This is a genomic window from Uliginosibacterium sp. TH139, from assembly GCF_002855595.1.
In the GTDB taxonomy this organism is placed as follows: Bacteria; Pseudomonadota; Gammaproteobacteria; order Burkholderiales; family Rhodocyclaceae; genus Uliginosibacterium; species Uliginosibacterium aquaticum.
The window spans coordinates 52,304-69,351 of the sequence record NZ_PKRR01000011.1; the positions used below are offsets into that span (position 1 = coordinate 52,304).

Annotated in this window: 16 protein-coding genes; 13 read left to right on the top strand and 3 right to left on the bottom strand. The window is 61.8% G+C overall.

Annotated features, from left to right (window positions below):
- The first annotated feature begins 4 nt into the window (after positions 1–4).
- From mraY to thpR, 12 genes are all read left to right on the top strand, one after another.
- Complete coding sequence (mraY, locus tag C0V76_RS18250; protein ID WP_101944336.1) at positions 5–1,093, top strand: phospho-N-acetylmuramoyl-pentapeptide-transferase; 1,089 nt, start codon at positions 5–7, stop codon at positions 1,091–1,093.
- A gap of 1 nt (position 1,094) precedes the next feature.
- Positions 1,095–2,480 (top strand): UDP-N-acetylmuramoyl-L-alanine--D-glutamate ligase, encoded by a 1,386-nt coding sequence (gene murD / locus C0V76_RS18255; protein ID WP_101944337.1) that lies wholly within the window; start codon positions 1,095–1,097, stop codon positions 2,478–2,480.
- 5 nt (positions 2,481–2,485) lie between these two features.
- On the top strand, positions 2,486–3,754 hold the full coding sequence (gene ftsW / locus C0V76_RS18260; protein WP_101944338.1) for a putative lipid II flippase FtsW: 1,269 nt from the start codon (positions 2,486–2,488) through the stop codon (positions 3,752–3,754).
- A 5-nt stretch (positions 3,755–3,759) separates the two neighbouring features.
- Positions 3,760–4,821 carry an undecaprenyldiphospho-muramoylpentapeptide beta-N-acetylglucosaminyltransferase gene (gene murG / locus C0V76_RS18265; protein WP_101944339.1) on the top strand — a complete coding sequence of 354 codons (1,062 nt, stop codon included), beginning with the start codon at positions 3,760–3,762 and terminating at the stop codon, positions 4,819–4,821.
- 226 nt (positions 4,822–5,047) lie between these two features.
- Positions 5,048–6,442, top strand: coding sequence for a UDP-N-acetylmuramate--L-alanine ligase (gene murC, locus C0V76_RS18270; RefSeq protein ID WP_101944340.1), 1,395 nt, complete (start codon positions 5,048–5,050; stop codon positions 6,440–6,442).
- Between the two features lie 13 nt (positions 6,443–6,455).
- Entirely contained in the window at positions 6,456–7,379 is a 924-nt protein-coding gene (locus C0V76_RS18275; RefSeq protein WP_371460375.1) for a D-alanine--D-alanine ligase, read from the top strand.
- Complete coding sequence (locus tag C0V76_RS18280; protein WP_101944341.1) at positions 7,372–8,199, top strand: cell division protein FtsQ/DivIB; 828 nt, start codon at positions 7,372–7,374, stop codon at positions 8,197–8,199. The genes C0V76_RS18275 and C0V76_RS18280 overlap by 8 nt, the downstream gene beginning before the upstream one ends.
- A complete protein-coding gene (gene ftsA, locus C0V76_RS18285) occupies positions 8,196–9,425 on the top strand; it encodes a cell division protein FtsA (RefSeq protein WP_101944342.1) in 1,230 nt (409 codons plus the stop codon). Before C0V76_RS18280 ends, ftsA begins: the two co-directional genes overlap by 4 nt.
- A gap of 169 nt (positions 9,426–9,594) precedes the next feature.
- On the top strand, positions 9,595–10,731 hold the full coding sequence (gene ftsZ / locus C0V76_RS18290) for a cell division protein FtsZ (protein WP_101944380.1): 1,137 nt from the start codon (positions 9,595–9,597) through the stop codon (positions 10,729–10,731).
- 70 nt (positions 10,732–10,801) lie between these two features.
- Entirely contained in the window at positions 10,802–11,494 is a 693-nt protein-coding gene (ispD, locus tag C0V76_RS18295; protein WP_101944343.1) for a 2-C-methyl-D-erythritol 4-phosphate cytidylyltransferase, read from the top strand.
- Positions 11,491–11,982, top strand: a complete 492-nt coding sequence (ispF, locus tag C0V76_RS18300; RefSeq protein ID WP_101944344.1) for a 2-C-methyl-D-erythritol 2,4-cyclodiphosphate synthase — start codon at positions 11,491–11,493, stop codon at positions 11,980–11,982. The genes ispD and ispF overlap by 4 nt, the downstream gene beginning before the upstream one ends.
- Positions 11,972–12,484, top strand: coding sequence for an RNA 2',3'-cyclic phosphodiesterase (gene thpR / locus C0V76_RS18305; RefSeq protein ID WP_256376435.1), 513 nt, complete (start codon positions 11,972–11,974; stop codon positions 12,482–12,484). The genes ispF and thpR overlap by 11 nt, the downstream gene beginning before the upstream one ends.
- A gap of 24 nt (positions 12,485–12,508) precedes the next feature.
- On the opposite strand, the gene C0V76_RS18310 is transcribed toward thpR, so the two are convergent.
- From C0V76_RS18310 to C0V76_RS18320, 3 genes are all read right to left on the bottom strand, one after another.
- Positions 12,509–13,387 carry an acyltransferase gene (locus C0V76_RS18310; protein ID WP_101944346.1) on the bottom strand — a complete coding sequence of 293 codons (879 nt, stop codon included), beginning with the start codon at positions 13,385–13,387 and terminating at the stop codon, positions 12,509–12,511.
- Positions 13,388–13,484: 97 nt separating this feature from the next.
- On the bottom strand, positions 13,485–13,886 hold the full coding sequence (locus C0V76_RS18315; protein ID WP_101944347.1) for a host attachment protein: 402 nt from the start codon (positions 13,884–13,886) through the stop codon (positions 13,485–13,487).
- Between the two features lie 110 nt (positions 13,887–13,996).
- Positions 13,997–14,755 (bottom strand): zinc-dependent peptidase, encoded by a 759-nt coding sequence (locus C0V76_RS18320; RefSeq protein WP_101944348.1) that lies wholly within the window; start codon positions 14,753–14,755, stop codon positions 13,997–13,999.
- Between the two features lie 71 nt (positions 14,756–14,826).
- Here C0V76_RS18320 and C0V76_RS18325 point away from each other — a divergent pair, with 71 nt between their 5' ends.
- Positions 14,827–17,031 (top strand): bifunctional (p)ppGpp synthetase/guanosine-3',5'-bis(diphosphate) 3'-pyrophosphohydrolase, encoded by a 2,205-nt coding sequence (locus tag C0V76_RS18325; protein WP_101944349.1) that lies wholly within the window; start codon positions 14,827–14,829, stop codon positions 17,029–17,031.
- The last annotated feature ends 17 nt before the right edge of the window (positions 17,032–17,048 follow it).

A 17,048-nucleotide genomic window follows, 5' to 3' on the forward strand; every position in this document is an offset into this window, starting at 1 on the left:
AGGGATGCTACTCAAACTTGCGCTCTGGCTCGGGCAGGATATCCGTGCTTTCAATGTGTTCGGCTACATCACGCTGCGCACGATGTTGGCGGCACTGACTGCACTGCTGATTTCCTTCATTTTCGGCCCGCCGCTGATCCGCTGGCTGGCGGCCAAGAAAATCGGCCAAGCCGTGCGTGATGATGGCCCCAAGAGCCATCTGACCAAGGCGGGTACGCCAACCATGGGCGGCGCCCTGATCCTGATTGCGATCGGCATCACCACCTTGTTGTGGGGTGATCTTTCGAACAAGTACATCTGGGTCGTGCTGGTGGTGACGCTGGGCTTTGGCGCGGTGGGCTGGGTAGATGACTGGCGCAAGGTAGTGCATCGCGATCCGAAAGGACTGGCGAGCCGCTGGAAGTATTTCTGGACCTCAGCGATCGCACTGGGGGCCGCCGTGTTTCTCGCTTACAACGCCGAAACGCCAGCCCATACCGAGCTGATCGTGCCCTTCTTCAAGTCGGTGGCCTACCCGCTGGGCATTTTCGGTTTCATCGCGCTGACCTATTTCGTGATCAATGGCACCAGCCACGCGGTGAATCTCACCGACGGTCTCGATGGCCTGGCCATCATGCCGACCGTGATGGTGGCTGCCGCGCTGGCGATTTTCGCTTATGTGGCGGGTCACAAAGGTTTCTCTGCCTATCTCGGCGTGCCCTATATCCAGGGCGCGGGTGAGCTGGCGGTGTTCTGTGGCGCGATGGCCGGAGCTGGCCTGGGCTTCCTGTGGTTCAACGCCTACCCGGCCGATGTTTTCATGGGCGACGTCGGCGCACTGGCGCTCGGCGCTGCGCTGGGCACGGTGGCCGTGATCGTGCGTCAGGAAATCGTGCTCTTCATCATGGGCGGCCTGTTCGTCGCCGAGACGCTGTCAGTGATGTTGCAGGTGGCCTACTTCAAGTGGAGCGGCGGCAAGCGCATCTTCCGCATGGCACCACTGCATCACCACTACGAGCTGAGTGGCTGGAAGGAAACCCAGGTCGTGGTGCGTTTCTGGATCATCACCCTGATGCTTGTGTTGTTTGGCCTTTCAACCCTGAAACTGCGCTGAGATGAAACTGCAGGGTAACTATCTCGTACTGGGGCTGGGCGAATCCGGGCTGGCGATGGCACGCTGGCTCGTGCGCTGTGGTGCCCGTGTGCGGGTAGCTGATTCGCGCGCTACACCGCCTGGCGTCGATGCGCTGCGCTGTGATTGTCCGCAAGCTGAAATCCTCTGTGCGCCATTTGTGGAGAGCCTGCTCGAAGGCATCGATTGCCTCGCGTTGAGCCCGGGCCTGTCGGTCAATGAGCCGCTGGTGCTGGCCGCGCGTGCACGCGGCATCACGATCACGGGTGAGATCGAGCTCTTCATCGCGGCACTCGCAGCCCTCGGGGAGCGGCAGCGCTGCAAGCTGATTGCTATTACCGGTACCAATGGCAAGACCACCACCACCACGCTGGTGGGCGAGCTCGCTCGGGCAGCAGGGCGCGAGACCGCGGTAGCCGGCAATATTTCGCCCGCCGCGCTGGACGAGCTCATGCGCCGCCTCGACGCTGGCAAGTTGCCCGAGGTGTGGGTGCTGGAGCTCTCCAGCTTCCAGCTGGAAACCACCGCTGCGCTGAATGCCGATGCGGCGGCGGTGCTGAATGTCACGGATGATCACCTCGATCGCCATGGCGCCATGGCAGCTTATGCCGCAAGCAAGGCCGGCGTCTTCAACGGTCATGCGGTACAGGTGGTGAATCGCGAGGATCACTGGGCCAGCCGCATGTTGCGCGATGGCCATCGTCAGATTAGTTTCGGACTGGGCCAGCCTCCGGCAGGCGAGGACTTTGGCGTCATCAAGCATGCTGGCGAGCGCTGGCTGGCGAGAGGGCAAGAGCCGCTGATGCCGGCGGCTGACGTTCCCCTGGCGGGGGATCACAATCTTGCCAATGTGCTGGCCGCGCTGGCGCTTTGCGTGGCCATCGATCTGCCTTTGGCACCGTTGCTACTGACCGTGCAGAGCTTCAAGGGGTTATCGCACCGGGTTGAGCGGGTAGCCGGGCGTGAAGATGGTGTGGTGTTCTACGACGACTCCAAGGGAACCAATGTAGGCGCCACCCTGGCGGCACTGCAGGGCTTGGGACGCAAGGTGGTGCTGATTGCCGGCGGAGACGGCAAGGGCCAGGATTTCTCGCCGCTCACTGAGGCCTTGCGTCAGCACGCGCGCGCGGTGGTTTTGATCGGTCGCGACGCGACCCGCCTGGAGGAGGAAACGCGCGCCAGCGGTGCTGACTATGTGCATGCGGCAAGCATGGAGGAGGCGGTGCGGGTGGCAAATGCCAAAGCGGCGGCCGGCGATGCCGTGCTGCTCTCGCCGGCTTGCGCCAGCCTCGACATGTTCCGCAACTATGCGCATCGTGCTGAGGTCTTCATCACGGCGACACTGGCTTTGCCGGGGGTGAAGCCATGAGGAGCATGAGTCTGCGTGCCGGCTTCGGTCTCTTTGGCGAGCGCGGCCTGGGCGAGAACCGGCTCGGTGGCGTTGTGCGTCCGGCGGGCGAGCTCGATCCGTTGCTGTTCTGGTCCTCGGCCTTGTTGCTGTTGTTCGGCCTGGTGATGGTGTATTCCTCATCGATTGCGTTTGCCGAGGGCAGTCGCCTGTCCGGGCACCAGGCGCACTTCTTCTTGCTGCGCCATTCGATCTTTCTGGTCATGGGCCTGGTAGCGGGGGCCATCGCCTTTCAGGTGCCGGTGCGCAGCCTGCAGAAGCTGGCGCCCTGGCTGGCCGGTGTAGGGTTGCTGGGGTTGATTCTGGTGCTGATTCCGCACATCGGCCGCGAGGTGAATGGTGCGCGGCGCTGGATTCCGATGGGCTTTGCCAATATCCAGCCGTCCGAGCTGATGAAGCTTGCGGTCGCGCTGTATGCGGCGGATTACACGGCGCGCAAGCTGCCGGACATGAAGAGTTTCAAGCGCGCCTTCCTGCCGATGTTCGGCATGATCGTGATGGTGGGGGCTTTGCTTCTGCGTGAGCCAGACTTCGGCGCCTTCGTGGTGATCAGCTGCATTGCCTTCGGCGTCCTGTTTCTCGGTGGCCTGAACGCACGCATCTTTGCCTTGCTGCTGGTGCTGGCGCTGATCAGTTTTGTGTTGCTGATCTGGCTCTCACCCTATCGGCGAGAGCGCCTGTTTGGCTTCTCTGATCCCTGGAAGGATGCCCTCGGCAGCGGTTATCAGCTCTCTCATGCGCTGATTGCTTTCGGGCGTGGCGAGTGGCTGGGCGTGGGCCTGGGGGGTAGCGTCGAAAAGCTCTTCTATCTGCCCGAGGCGCATACCGATTTCCTGCTCGCAGTGATTGCCGAGGAGCTTGGCTTCGCGGGTGTGCTGGTGGTCATCACCCTGTTCGCGATCCTCGTGCAGCGCGCCTTTGCAATTGCCCGCCGCGCCCATCAGCTTGAGCATCATTTTGCGGGCCTGGTCGCGCAAGGCATTGGTTTGTGGATCGGCGTGCAATCCTTTATCAACATGGGCGTAAACATGGGGGTGCTGCCGACCAAGGGCCTCACTCTGCCGCTGATGAGCTTTGGCGGCTCCGGCATCCTTGCTAACTGCCTTGCGCTGGCCATCCTCTTGCGTATTGATTGGGAAAATCGTCAGCCGCCTCGCGCCAGCGGTCTTGGCAGTTTCGACATGGCCGCTGCGCACCGTGTAGCCAGCCCCTCACGTGAAGGGATGGCGCCATGAGTCGCATGCCGAAATTGCTGGTGATGGCTGGGGGGACTGGCGGCCATATCTATCCAGGCATCGCGGTGGCCGAAGCGCTGCGCGCGCGCGGTTGGCAGATTGCCTGGATGGGGAATGAAGACCGCATGGAAGGCAAACTCGTGCCGCAGCGCGGATATGAACTGGCCTGGATCCGGTTCGGTGCCCTGCGGGGCAAGGGGCTGCTGGCGAAGCTACTGCTCCCACTGAATCTGCTACGTGGTTTCTGGCAAGCCCTGCAGGCCATTCGACGGGTGAAGCCGGATGTGGTGCTGGGCATGGGCGGCTATGTGAGTTTCCCTGGCGGAATGATGGCGGCTCTGCTGGGCAAGCCTTTGGTCGTACATGAGCAGAATTCGGTGGCGGGGCTGGCTAATCGCGTGCTGGCCAGTGTTGCCGATCGAGTGGCGAGTGGTTTTCCTGATGTGATCCGGGGGGGGCACTGGCTTGGCAATCCGGTGCGTGCTGAGATCGCTGCAATCGCCGAGCCTACTTTGCGCTTTTCCGGGCGCACCGGGCCGCTGCGGATTCTGGTGGTTGGTGGGTCGCTGGGCGCCCAGGCGCTCAACACGGTCGTGCCGCAAGCGTTGGGCTTGTTGCCGCCGGGTGAGCGTCCGCTGATTACGCACCAGTCCGGCGCAAGTCAGATTGAGGCCTTGCGCGCTGCGTATGCTGTGGCGGGCGTCGAGGGGGAATTGCTGCCCTTCATCGACAACATGGCCCAGCGTTATGCTGAGGCCGATCTGGTGATTTGCCGCTCCGGCGCGCTGACCGTGGCGGAACTTGCCGCAGCAGGGGTGGCCAGCGTGTTGGTGCCATTCCCGCATGCGGTGGATGACCATCAGACCGGCAACGCCCGTTTTCTTTCCGAGCGGGATGCTGCGATCCTGATGCCGCAGTCCGAACTGACGGCGCAAGGGTTGGCCGGCTGGCTGGCGCGGGTCAGCCGTGAGCGTTTGCTTGAAATGGCCCGGGCTGCGCGTTCTTGTGCGCGCCCGCAAGCTGCGGCCGAGGTAGCAGAGCTGTGTGCACATCTGTATCAGCATTGAGCCCGCGGGACGCGCACCTCTCTGGCAGGGTGGAAATCGTGTTTTCGCTGCAAAGCCAGACTGGCCGAGGGAGAGAGCCAGTCGGTGGCTGCGTCAAGAGGTGTCTTGAGGCTCGAAATTTGCGACACTGCGCCCCTCATTACGCGCGCGAGCGCGTCCCTTCCTTCGCTATTCCCACAGGCAGCTCCATGACCCGGATTTCCCGTGCCCGCACCGGAGTGCGCGCATGAAACACAAGATCAAACGCATCCATTTTGTAGGTATCGGCGGTGCCGGCATGAGCGGCATAGCCGAGGTGCTGGCCAATCTCGGCTATCAGGTCAGCGGTTCGGATCTCGCGCCGAGTGCCGCGACACGACGTCTGCAGTCTTGCGGCGTCAAGGTCAGCATTGGCCATGCCGCCGAAAATGTGGCGGACGCCCATGCGATTGTCGTGTCTACGGCAGTGAAGAGCGACAATCCCGAGGTGATCTGCGCGCGCAGCCGGCAGATCCCGGTTGTGCCACGCGCCCAGATGCTGGCCGAGCTGATGCGCATCAAGCAGGGAGTCGCGATTGCCGGGACTCACGGCAAGACGACAACCACCAGCCTGGTCGCAAGCGTGCTGGCTGAAGGTCAGCTCGATCCGACCTTCGTGATCGGTGGCCGGCTCAATGCTGCGAGCGCCAATGCCAAGCTTGGCACCGGTGATGTGCTGGTGGCCGAAGCGGACGAGTCTGATAAGTCCTTCCTGTTCCTGAGCCCGGTGATTTCGGTGATCACGAACATCGATGCCGACCACATGGACACCTATAGCCATGATTTCTCTCAGCTGCGCCAGGCTTTCGTCGACTTCCTGAACCGCCTGCCTTTCTACGGCGTGGCGGTGCTGTGCGTGGATGATCCGCATGTGCGCGAGATCATGCCGTTCGTGTCCAAGCAGATCGTGCGCTATGGTCTGGATCCTTCGGCGCATGTCCGTGCGGAGAATGTGCGTGCGGTGGGCAGCCAGATGCATTTCGACTGCGTGCGCCAGAATGGCGAGACCACCCGCATCCCGGTGGTGCTGAACCTGCCAGGCATGCATAACGTGCTCAATGCTCTGGCGACGATTGCCGTGGCAACCGAACTGGGCGTGTCAGACGAAGCCATCCAGAAAGGCCTGGCCGAATTTCGCGGCGTTGGGCGGCGTTTCGAGCGTTACGGTGAAGCCGCGTTGCCGGCCGGTGGTGTCTGCACGGTGATTGACGATTACGGCCACCACCCGGTCGAGATGGCGGCGACCATCGCAGCCGCGCGCGGCGCATTTCCCGACAAGCGTCTGCTGCTGGCTTTTCAGCCGCATCGCTACACCCGCACCCGTGATTGCTTCGAGGATTTCGTCAAGGTGCTCGGCACGGTTGATGCACTGGTCCTGGCCGAAGTCTATGCCGCTGGCGAAGCACCTATCGTGGCCGCCGATGGTCGCTCGCTGGCGCGCGCTCTGCGCGTTGCTGGCAAGACTGAGCCGGTCTTCGTGGAAGATATTGCCGACATGCCTGCCCGCATTCTTGAAGTGGCGCGGGATGGCGATGTAGTCATCACCATGGGCGCAGGCTCGATCGGCGCTGTGCCGGCGAAGCTGGTGGCCACGGATGCGTAACAAGGAAGCACTCGTGACAACAGATGTGAAGCTCTTCGGCAAGGTCGCCGTCCTGATGGGAGGGCCTTCGGCCGAGCGCGAAATTTCGCTGCTTTCCGGTAACGCCGTGTTGGCCGCTCTGCGCGCAGCTGGCGTGGATGCGTATGCTTTCGATCCGGCCGAACAGCCGGTGTGGGAACTCAGGCAAGAGGGTTTTACCCGCGCGTTCATCACGCTGCATGGTCGCTTCGGTGAAGACGGCACGGTGCAGGGCGCGCTGGAGGCGCTCGGCATTCCCTACACGGGATGTGGTGTACTTGCCTCCGCCATCGGTATGGACAAGTGGCGGACCAAGCTGCTGTGGCAGGCGGCTGGCCTGCCGGTGCCTGACTTCTGCATGCTCGATGAGCACAGTGATTTCGAACAGATCGCCCAACGGCTGGGTTTGCCGCTATTTGTCAAACCCGCTTGCGAAGGCTCGAGCCTGGGGGTGACCAAGGTGCGCAGCCTGGCGGAGTTTCGCGATGCCTTTGAGGCCGCGCGCAAGCTCGACAAACTGGTGATGGCGGAACGCTTTATCGGTGGTGGTGAATACACCTGCGCGATTCTTGGTGGTCGGGCACTGCCTTCGGTCAAGATCGAACCTGCGAGCGATTTCTACGATTACGAAGCCAAGTATTTCCGCGACGACACGGTTTATCGCTGCCCCTCGGGTCTCTCCGCTGAGATGGAGGCGCAAGTTGGCGCGTACGCGCTGCGGGGCTTCGAAGTGCTTGGCGGCAAGGGTTGGGGGCGTGTCGATTTCCTCATGGATGAAGCCGGCCTGCCTTATCTGCTCGAGGCCAATACGGCGCCGGGCATGACCAGTCACTCCCTGGTGCCGATGGCTGCTCGTGCAGCCGGCTACAGTTTCGAGGCTTTGTGCCTTGCCATTCTGGAGCAGACGAAGCTTGACTGAGCACCAGCCCGCCTTCGGCAAGACGTCAGCTACGCGCGGCCGCGAGGCTGGCGTGCGACGTGCTGCGGCGGGCTTCTGGCATCGGCCGGACTGGATGAATCTGGTCTCCGATGTGTTGATCCTGGTGGCGTCGGTGTTGCTGGGGATGGCGGCCGTCAAGGCGGCGGTGCGTTTGCCGCTGTTTGGTTTGCGTGAGGTGGTAATCGTGTCGCCCCTGTCGCATGTCACCCATGCACAGCTGGAGTACGTGGCGGCTTCCGCGCTGGGTGGCAATTTCTTTACCGTGAATCTTGAGAAGGGCCGTACGGCTTTCGAGAATCTGCCCTGGGTGCGTAGCGCCCAGTTACGCCGGCAATGGCCGGGGGCCATCGAGGTCTCGCTGGAAGAGCATGTGGCGGTAGCCTACTGGCGCAGTGCCGATTCCGGCGATACACGTCTGGTCAATGGCTTTGGCGAACTGTTCGATGCGGCAGCCAATGACAGCATGCCGGTGTTCAGCGGCCCGCCCGAAGCGAGCATGCATATCCTGGCGCAAATGCGTCGCTTCAATGAATTGTTGCAGCCGATCAACAGGAATGTGGTGGCCTTGTCACTTTCCGGACGTCATGCCTGGCAGCTCAAGCTTGACGATGGCATGGTGGTGGAAGTGGGCAAGGACCAGGCAAAGGCGCCGATCGATGAGCGACTCAAGCGTTTTGTAAGTATGTGGCCGCAACTCACGAAAAGGCTGCCGCGCGCCGTTATGGTGGCGGATCTGCGCTACCCGAGTGGTTTCGCGGTGCGAATGGCAGGCAGCGAACAAGGAAAAGGCAAGCAATGAGCAAGGACAGCAAGGATCTGATCGTTGGTCTTGACGTGGGCACTTCCAAGGTGACCGCCATGGTGGCCGAATTGCGGCCGGATGGGCGTCTAGAAATCATCGGCGTGGCCACCCAGCCTTCCTCAGGCCTGAAGAAGGGCGTGGTGGTGAATATCGAAGCCACGGTGGATGCGATTTCGCGCGTGGTGCAGGAAGTCGAGCTGATGGCTGACTGCAAGATCCGCGATGTCTATACCGGCATCGCCGGTAGCCATATCCGTAGCTTCAATAGCAACGGTATGGTGGCCATCAAGGACAAGGAAGTCACCCCGCTGGACGTCGAGCGGGTGATCGAAGTGGCGCGTGCTATGCCGATCCCGGCGGATCAGCAGATTCTTCACATCCTGACCCAGGAATTCATTATTGACGGCCAGGACGGTGTGCGCGAGCCAATCGGCATGAGTGGTGTGAAGCTAGAGGTCAAGGTGCACATCATCACCGGCGCAGTGTCTGCCGCGCAGAATCTCGTCAAATGTGTGCGTCGCTGCGGGTTGGAGGTCATCGATCTGGTGCTGCAACCGCTGGCGTCCAGCTTTGCCACCCTGTCCGAGGACGAAAAGGAACTCGGCGTGTGCCTGGTGGACATCGGCGGCGGCACGACCGACCTGGCCGTGTTCACACAGGGCGCAATCCGTCACACTGCTGTCATTCCGATTGCTGGCGACCAGATCACCAACGATATCGCCATGGCCTTGCGCACGCCGACCAGCGAGGCTGAGGGCATCAAGCTTGATTACGGCATGGCCATGCAGAGCCAGGTGGATCCCGAAGAAACCATTGACGTTCCGAGCGTGGGTGACCGCGCTTCGCGCCGACTGTCACGCGAAAGCCTGGCGGCGGTTATCCAGCCTCGTGTGCAGGAGCTTTTCGAGTTGGTGCAGGCTGAATTGCGGCGCAGTGGCTATGAAGAGCTGCTTTCATCTGGCCTTGTCTTGACAGGGGGCACTGGCCTGCTGGGCGGGATGTGCGAGCTGGGGGATGAGGTGTTTCATGTGCCGGTGCGCATTGGCGTACCGGTGTATCAAGGGCCGCTGGCCGATGTCGTGAGCCAGCCGCAATACGCCAATGTGATGGGCCTGGTGCTGGAGGGAGCGGCCCAGCGCCGGCGTGGTCTGCAGGCGCGCGAGACGCGTAGCCTGCGCCACTCTTTCGAGCGCATGAAGGCCTGGTTTGAGAAAAACTTCTGATTTGTCATGTAGTTGCAACAGCTATCTGGACCTAGGGGAAGCTCTTGTATTTCTTTCGCTTATTTAGTAGTACACTCCGCGCCGTGATACTACATTTAGGGTGTTTTGATTTGCCGCAAAACATCTTCACGCAGGGCGCAGCGCTGGCAGAAAAGGGGAGCATATGGATCTGATCGAGGTTGTCGACAAGGAACCGAGTGGTACCGTCATCAAGGTTATTGGTGTCGGCGGTGCAGGTGGCAATGCAGTTGATCACATGATTCGCGAAGGTGTTCAAGGCGTCGAATTCATCTGTGCCAACACTGATGCCCAGGCGCTGAAGCGCTCGCTCGCTTCGCGCAAGATCCAGCTCGGCAAGTCCGGCCTCGGTGCTGGCGCCAAGCCTGAAGCAGGCCGTGCTGAAGCCCTTGAAGCCCGCGATGCTATCGTGGCCTCCCTGCAAGGCGCACACATGGCCTTCATCACCGCAGGCATGGGCGGCGGCACTGGTACGGGCGCCGCTCCGGTGGTGGCTGAAATCGCCAAGGAACTGGGCATCCTGACGGTGGCGGTGGTCACCAAACCTTTCGATTTCGAAAACCGCTTCCGTACTGCTGACAGTGGCGTGGAAGAGCTGGCCAAGCATGTCGACTCCCTGATCGTTGTGCTCAACGACAAGCTGATGGAGGTCTATGGCGATGATGCCAGCATGGAAGAGTGCTTCCGTAATGCCGACGATGTGCTGCGCAAGGCTGTTGGCGGCATCGCCGAAATCATCAATGTGCCGGGCCTGGTGAACGTCGACTTCCAGGACGTGCGCACGCTGATGGCCGAGATGGGCCGCGCCATGATGGGTTCGGCCGAGGCTTCCGGCATGGATCGCGCCCGCATCGCGGCCGAGCAGGCTGCAGCCAGCCCGCTGCTGGAAGGTGTCGAGCTCTCCGGCGCACGTGGCGTGCTGATCAATATTACCGCCAGCCGTTCGCTGAAAATGAGCGAAGTGCGCGAAGCTGTGCAGACCGTGCGTGCCTTTGCGACTGAAGATGCTACCGTGTTCTACGGTACGGTATTTGACGATGCCATGGAAGACCGCATCCGTGTGACCGTGTTGGCGACAGGCTTAGGTGCGCGCCGCGTCGCAGCTCGTCAGCCTGTGATCCAGATGGTCAAAACCGGCACCGACAATGTGCCGATGGAAGTCAATTACGAAGATCTGGCCATGCCTGCTGTGATTCGGCGCAGCACCCGCAACACGGTGCAGGCGATGAGTGATAACGGTTTTGGCACTTACGACATCCCGGCCTTCCTCAGGAAGCAAGCGGATTGATCTTCGTGGTCATTAATAGAAAAGCCGGGCGTAGCTGCCCGGCTTTTTCGTATCTATCGGAGCCTTTGGCATGAGCCGCTTCTTCGCCATCGTCCCGGCTGCTGGGAGTGGCAGTCGCATGGGGGCCGAGCGTCCCAAGCAATATCTTGAGCTGGCCGGCCGGCCTATGCTCTGGCATGCCCTTGCCGCCCTGACGCGGGTGTCGCGCATCGAGCGGGTGTGCGTGGTCTTGTCGCCGGAAGATGAGTGGTGGGATGAGTTTGACTGGCTGCCGCTGGCAGAGCGCCTGCAGGTGCTGCGAGTGGGCGGCCCGACACGCGCGGGGAGCGTTGCGAACGCGCTGCGGGTTCTCGCGGCCGATCTGACTGCCGAAGATTGGGTGCTGGTACATGATGCGGCACGCGCCTGTATCACTGAGGCGCAGGTCGATGGCCTGATCGAGGCGCTGGCGGATGATCCGGTAGGGGGGCTGCTGGCTCAGCCGGTGGCCGATACGCTCAAGCGCAGCGGCGCAGACGGGCGCGTGGCGGCAACTGTTTCGCGGGAGGCGATGTGGCAGGCACAGACACCGCAGATGTTCCGCCTCGGCTTGTTGCGCCAGGCCTTGCAGGCTACGCCAGGCGTGACGGATGAAGCCGGTGCGGTCGAGGCGCTGGGTCTGAGCCCGCGGCTGATTGCAGCAGATGCGACCAATTTCAAACTGACATATCCGCAGGATCTGGCGCTCGCTGAGCTGATTCTGCGTGCAAGGAGCGGAGCATGAGTGTGGGGTTTCGGATTGGCCAGGGGCTGGATGTGCATCGTCTGGTAGAGGGCCGCAAGCTGATTCTCGGGGGCGTCGAGATCCCCTACGAGAAGGGGCTGCTTGGGCATTCGGATGCGGATGCCCTGCTGCACGCGATTACAGATGCTGTGTTGGGCGCCGTTGGCTTGGGAGATATTGGCCGGCTTTTTCCGGATACAGACCCCGCGCATGCCGGAGCGGACAGCCGGGTACTCCTGCGTGAAGCCATGCGCCGGGTGCGCGAAGCCGGCTGGGAGGTGGTGAATGTGGATGCCACGATCATTGCGCAGGCCCCGAAGATCGCACCCCATGCGGCCCAGATGGTGGCCAATATTGCTGCGGATCTTGGCGTTGAGCCCGCCTGCGTTAACGTGAAGGGCAAGACCAACGAGAAGCTTGGTCATCTTGGTCGTGGCGAGGGTATTGCCACGCAGGCGGTGGCGTTGCTGGCGCGCCGTGCAAGCTGAGTTTACGCGAACCTTCTTCGCTCTGTGGCCACCTCCGGAGGTGGCTGCCAGACTGCATGCGTTGGGCAAAAACAAAGAGGGGCTGCCGCTGCGGGCCGGTGACCTGCACCTGACGCTCGCGTTTATGGGGGATGTGGATGCGGAGGAGTTTGAGTGCTTGCGGCAGATTGCTGCAAGCCTCTCTCTGCCGCGAGCCAGTTTGCGCATCCGAAGCCTGAAATACTGGCCGCACAACCAGATCCTGTGGGCCGCTCCGGAGATCTGGCCGCCGGAGCTGGCCGACTTTGTGACCGATTTGCACGCAGCACTGACCGATGCGGGCTTTAAGCTGGACGTCCGTGACTTCGTGCCGCATGTCACCTTGCTGCGCAAGGCGAGTACGGATCTATCCCTCGAGGTCGTGGAGCCCGTTGAGTGGCCGCTTGAAGGTTGGTCTCTGGCGGCATCCGCCAAGTCTGATGGATTGCGCTATCGGCGCCTTGCCGAGTGGGCGGTTGCTTAGAAGCAGCTTCTCGCCCATCCGGGCTCACTTTTTCAGCAGGGACTCGATGCGCTGATCCTTGGCGGCCCATTGCTCGTTGAGCCACAACTGGATCTTGCCGCGGTATTGAGGATCAGCCGAGGCGGTTTCGCCGAGAAACTCTGCGGGGATCGTGAGCTTGTTAACGTCGACGATCACCCGACCCATGCGACCTCGCAGCAGATCGACGAAGCGCGGCACGCCATCCGGATAGACGATGGTTACGTCCAGCAGGGCATCAAAGAGTTCGCCCATGGTGCCAAGGGCAATCGAGGCTCCGCCACTCTTGGGTTTGAGCAGATGCTTGTAGGGCGACTTCTGCTGGGCATGTTTGGCTGCTGTGAAGCGTGTTCCTTCAAGGAAGTTGATCACTGAGGTAGGGATATGGCGGAATTTTTCGCAGGACTTGCGCGCGGTGGCCATATCCGCAGCCGCTGCCGAGAGAGTCTTGCCACCGCGGCGCATGAAGGGGAAGTCCAATGCCCACCAGGCTAGCCCGAGCACCGGGATGTAGATCAGCTCCTTCTTGAGGAAGAACTTCAGGAAGGGGATGCGCCCACGAAAGATGCTTTGCAGCACGAGGATGTCGACCCAGCTCTGGTGGTTGGCGCTGACCAGATACCAGCCGCGCGGGCGCAGATCGTCGGTTCCGCTGATTTGCCAGCGACGTGCCTCGATGGCGCCCATCCACAGATCATTCACTTTGACCCAGGCATTGGCCAGTGCAACTAGGCAATGGTCGGCGAACTTGCGCACCGGCGTCAGCGGGATGCACAGCTTGAGCAGTGCGAAGGGGATAAAGGCGAGAAAGACCAGCACGGTATTGAGCGCACCGGCCAGACTGGCGAACACGAGTTTGAGAGGGGCAGGAAGCCAGCGAAGCATCGGTGAGCACCGCGAAGAACGGGAACCGTGATTCTACCGGAAGCGCTTGCGACTGCCTGCGCTGCCGCAAGCGCTGGGTTGCATCAACTTGCAGGGGTCATACGCACAGGCAATTACCGAGGTGGCTGGAGAGGGCCGTGGCTTCACTGCGGGTGTAATCCTTATCCAGTCGTCCGCTCACCAGCGAGGCGGTGGGGGCATCCAGCTCGGCGTTGAGGAGCCCCATGAATGCAGGGGGGGCGACCAGGATGGCACGCTGGAAGGAGCCTCGACTTCGCCCGTTGCACAGATCCAGGGCCAAGCGGTGGGCGAAGCCCTGGGCGGTATGTCGTCCGGGCTGTTTGCGTTTGGGCGAGGCGCGTCCGCTGGATTCGGCCACACTGAACTCGTCTTCATTCAGCTCGGTTTCCTTGACCAGTTCGAGGGCCTTATTCGGGCCGCGGTGGGCAAAGATGCGGGCGTGACGGGCGTTGGCGACGACGATCCAGGTCATGGACATGGCGGACTCCTGTGGGATTGAGAGAGGGGGCTGGCGCAGACCAGCCTTCTCAGGCTAGGAGAGCCAGCCGGGAGCGCCAATAGAAAAAAGAAATATCGCGGCGAGCCGCATCAGGCCTTGCTCTGCAGCGGATCCTGCCTGTAGAAGGCCGCCAGCTGGGCGTATACGCCAGGGTAGTCGTGGACAAGTCCGGCTGGTGCGGTGAAGAAGGCCTCCGAGCAGACGGCGAAGAATTCGGCGGGGTGCTCGGCGGCATAGGGATCGAGTTCTGTCTTTTCTTCGGCATCGACGCGCGCGCAGAAGTCTTCGTAGGCGGCATCGAATGCCGCGCACCAGGTGTCCACGTTCATGCCCGCATGCAGCGGGGGGCGCCCATCCGCCTCGCCGCCCAGCATGTCGAGCTTATGAGCGAACTCGTGGATCACCACGTTGGCGCCTTCATAGTCCGCCGGATTGTCGAACCAGCTCAGCACGATCGGGCCACCATCCCAGGATTCGCCCAGTGCATCTTCTTCGTACTCATGGAGCAGGCCGTCTTCGTCGATGAATCTGCGCGGGATCACGAAGTCGCCGGGATAGACAATGATGCCGCGCCAGCCTGCATAGGCGTCGAGGCCCAGGTTCAGTACCGGCAGGCAGGCCTGCAGGGCAATCGACAGGCGGGCGAAATTGTCCGGTTCGAAGCCCTGGGCGCCAGCGAAGACCTTGTCGTCAAGGAAGGCCAATGCCATCTGGCGCAGACGCAGGCGCTGCTCCGGCGATAAGTGAGCCAGGCAGGAGAGGCTGGCCTCAACGGCCGACCATAAGGCCTCCGGCACATCGGGCGGCGCGTTTCTTGCAGCAAAAAGACGACGCAGCGCAGCAAACATGATGTGTATCCGTGTCGGGGTTTCCCCGAGAGGGTAGCAAGGCAGGCCGGTGGCCTGTGGGATAATCCGGCATGGTCTCAGTTCAGCACTCAGTCGCCAATACCGACGGCGCAATTCCCTTTGATGAAGTCCTTGCCAATGGCCTGTCCGCCGAGGCGCGGCCCGTGCTTGCCCAGGCGGTGGAGTGGGCACAGGCTTGCTATGGTGATCGCAAGCTCACCAGTGGCGAAGGTATCTTTGAACATGCGCTTGGCATGGCGCTGGTGGCCGTGTCACTGCGCCTTGATCTGGATGCGCGTGTTGCAGCATTGCTGTTTGCTGTGCATGAGTTTGATCCGAAGGCCACCGAGCATATCGAGGAGAAATTCGGTGGGCTTACCTCCAAGCTTGCCGAAGGCTTGCGGCGCCTGAACCGCCTGCAGATGAGTTCGCGTACCGAAAGCGGAACGCCTGCGGACCTGCGTGCGCAGACCGAAGTGTTGCGCAAGATGGTGCTGGCGCTCGCTGAGGACATCCGTGTGGTGCTGCTGCGCCTGGCGTCGCGGGTGCAGACTTTGCGCCACTTCGCGCTGCACAAGGAGTGCACCAATCTCGATATCGCCCGCGAGAGCATGGATCTTTACGCACCCTTGGCCAATCGCCTCGGGGTGTGGCAGCTCAAATGGGAGCTGGAGGATCTGTCCTTCCGTTTTCTTGAGCCGGACACCTACAAGAAAATCGCCAAGCAGCTCGACGAGCGCCGCGTGGAGCGCGAGGCCTTCATCGCAGACTCGATCGCGCGTCTCAAGCATGATCTGGCCGCCATCGGAGTGAAGGCTGAGGTCTATGGCCGACCCAAGCATATCTACAGCATCTGGAACAAGATGCGTAGCAAGAACGTTGGCTTCGATCAGGTTTATGACGTTCGCGCCCTGCGGGTGCTGGTCGAGGAAGTGCGTGACTGCTATGCGGTGCTGAGCCTGGTGCACGAGTTGTGGGAGCCGATCTCCAAGGAGTTTGACGACTACATCCTCAAGCCCAAGGGCAACAATTACCAGTCGCTGCATACGGCTGTGCGCGCGGCGGACGGTCGGGCGATGGAAGTGCAGATCCGCACCTATGACATGCACCGCCATGCCGAGTTGGGTGTAGCTGCACACTGGCGCTACAAGGAAGGTGCGAAGGAGCCGGGTGGCTCTGAATATGACGAGAAGATTGCCCTGCTGCGCAACCTTTTGTCCTGGCGCGATGAAGTCACTGATGGCGCCATGTGGGAGGAGCACACCAAGGCGGCCGCGCTGGATGACACCGTTTATGTGGTGACGCCACAAGGGCGTGTGATCGACCTTGCGGCGGGTGCTACGCCGATTGATTTTGCTTACCGCCTGCACACCGATCTGGGCCATCGCTGCCGCGGTGCCAAGCTTGATGGCCAGATGGTGCCGCTGGATACTCCGCTCGCCAGTGGGCAGAAGGTGGAGATCATTGCCGCCAAGCAAGGCGGCCCCTCGCGGGACTGGCTCAACCCGCAGCTAGGCTATCTCGTCACCTCGAACGCGCGCGCCAAGGTGCGGCGCTGGTTCGTGCAGCAGGAGGAGGAGGAAACTGCAGCACATGGCCGTGCGATTGTGACCAAGGAGTTGCAGCGCGGCGGCATGACCCAGGCCAATCAGGAGCAACTGGCGGGCAAGCTGGGCTTCAAGGATCTGCACGCTTTCTTCCTCGCAGTGGGGCGTGGTGACATCAGCGGACGTCAGATTCACAACGCAGTGCTTCCCGAGTTGCCAGCTGCGCCTGAGCCGGAGCTGGTGATCCGTGAAGAGCACAAGCCTTCATCGGACGACCGCGTGCTGGTGGTCGGCGTCGGTCGCCTGCTGACCCAGCTTGCACGCTGCTGCAAGCCGGTGCCGCCGGACGAAATCCAGGGTTTCGTGACGCGTGGGCGTGGTGTGTCGATTCACCGTACGGATTGCACGAGCTTCCAGAATATTGCCAAGCAGCACCCGGAGCGCATCGTGCCGGCGGAGTGGGGGTCGCATGCCGTCAAGGCCAAGGCCTTTAACGAGGTCTTTCCGGTCGATGTGGTGCTCGAGGCGCATGACCGCCCGGGCCTGCTGCGTGATGTGTCGGATGTGTTTACCCGCGATAAGCTCAATGTCATTGGCGTGAATACGGTCTCGAAGTCCGGCCGGGCGCACATGCGTTTCACTATTGAGGTTTCCGGCTCCGAGCCGGTGGCGCGGGTGATCCAGCAGATCGGCGAAGTGCAGGGCGTGATCTCGGCTAGTCGGGGTTAAGCAGAGGGCTGAGCAGC

Excerpts from the sequence above, each read along its gene's own strand:
- mraY (WP_101944336.1), top strand. The coding sequence starts at position 5 with ATGCTACTCAAACTTGCGCTCTGGCTCGGGCAGGATATCCGTGCTTTC.
- murD (WP_101944337.1), top strand. The coding sequence starts at position 1,095 with ATGAAACTGCAGGGTAACTATCTCGTACTGGGGCTGGGCGAATCCGGG.
- ftsW (WP_101944338.1), top strand. The coding sequence starts at position 2,486 with ATGAGTCTGCGTGCCGGCTTCGGTCTCTTTGGCGAGCGCGGCCTGGGC.
- murG (WP_101944339.1), top strand. The coding sequence starts at position 3,760 with ATGCCGAAATTGCTGGTGATGGCTGGGGGGACTGGCGGCCATATCTAT.
- murC (WP_101944340.1), top strand. The coding sequence starts at position 5,048 with ATGAAACACAAGATCAAACGCATCCATTTTGTAGGTATCGGCGGTGCC.
- ftsA (WP_101944342.1), top strand. The coding sequence starts at position 8,196 with ATGAGCAAGGACAGCAAGGATCTGATCGTTGGTCTTGACGTGGGCACT.
- ispD (WP_101944343.1), top strand. The coding sequence starts at position 10,802 with ATGAGCCGCTTCTTCGCCATCGTCCCGGCTGCTGGGAGTGGCAGTCGC.
- ispF (WP_101944344.1), top strand. The coding sequence starts at position 11,491 with ATGAGTGTGGGGTTTCGGATTGGCCAGGGGCTGGATGTGCATCGTCTG.
- C0V76_RS18310 (WP_101944346.1), bottom strand. The coding sequence starts at position 13,387 with ATGCTTCGCTGGCTTCCTGCCCCTCTCAAACTCGTGTTCGCCAGTCTG.
- C0V76_RS18315 (WP_101944347.1), bottom strand. The coding sequence starts at position 13,886 with ATGTCCATGACCTGGATCGTCGTCGCCAACGCCCGTCACGCCCGCATC.
- C0V76_RS18320 (WP_101944348.1), bottom strand. The coding sequence starts at position 14,755 with ATGTTTGCTGCGCTGCGTCGTCTTTTTGCTGCAAGAAACGCGCCGCCC.
- C0V76_RS18325 (WP_101944349.1), top strand. The coding sequence starts at position 14,827 with ATGGTCTCAGTTCAGCACTCAGTCGCCAATACCGACGGCGCAATTCCC.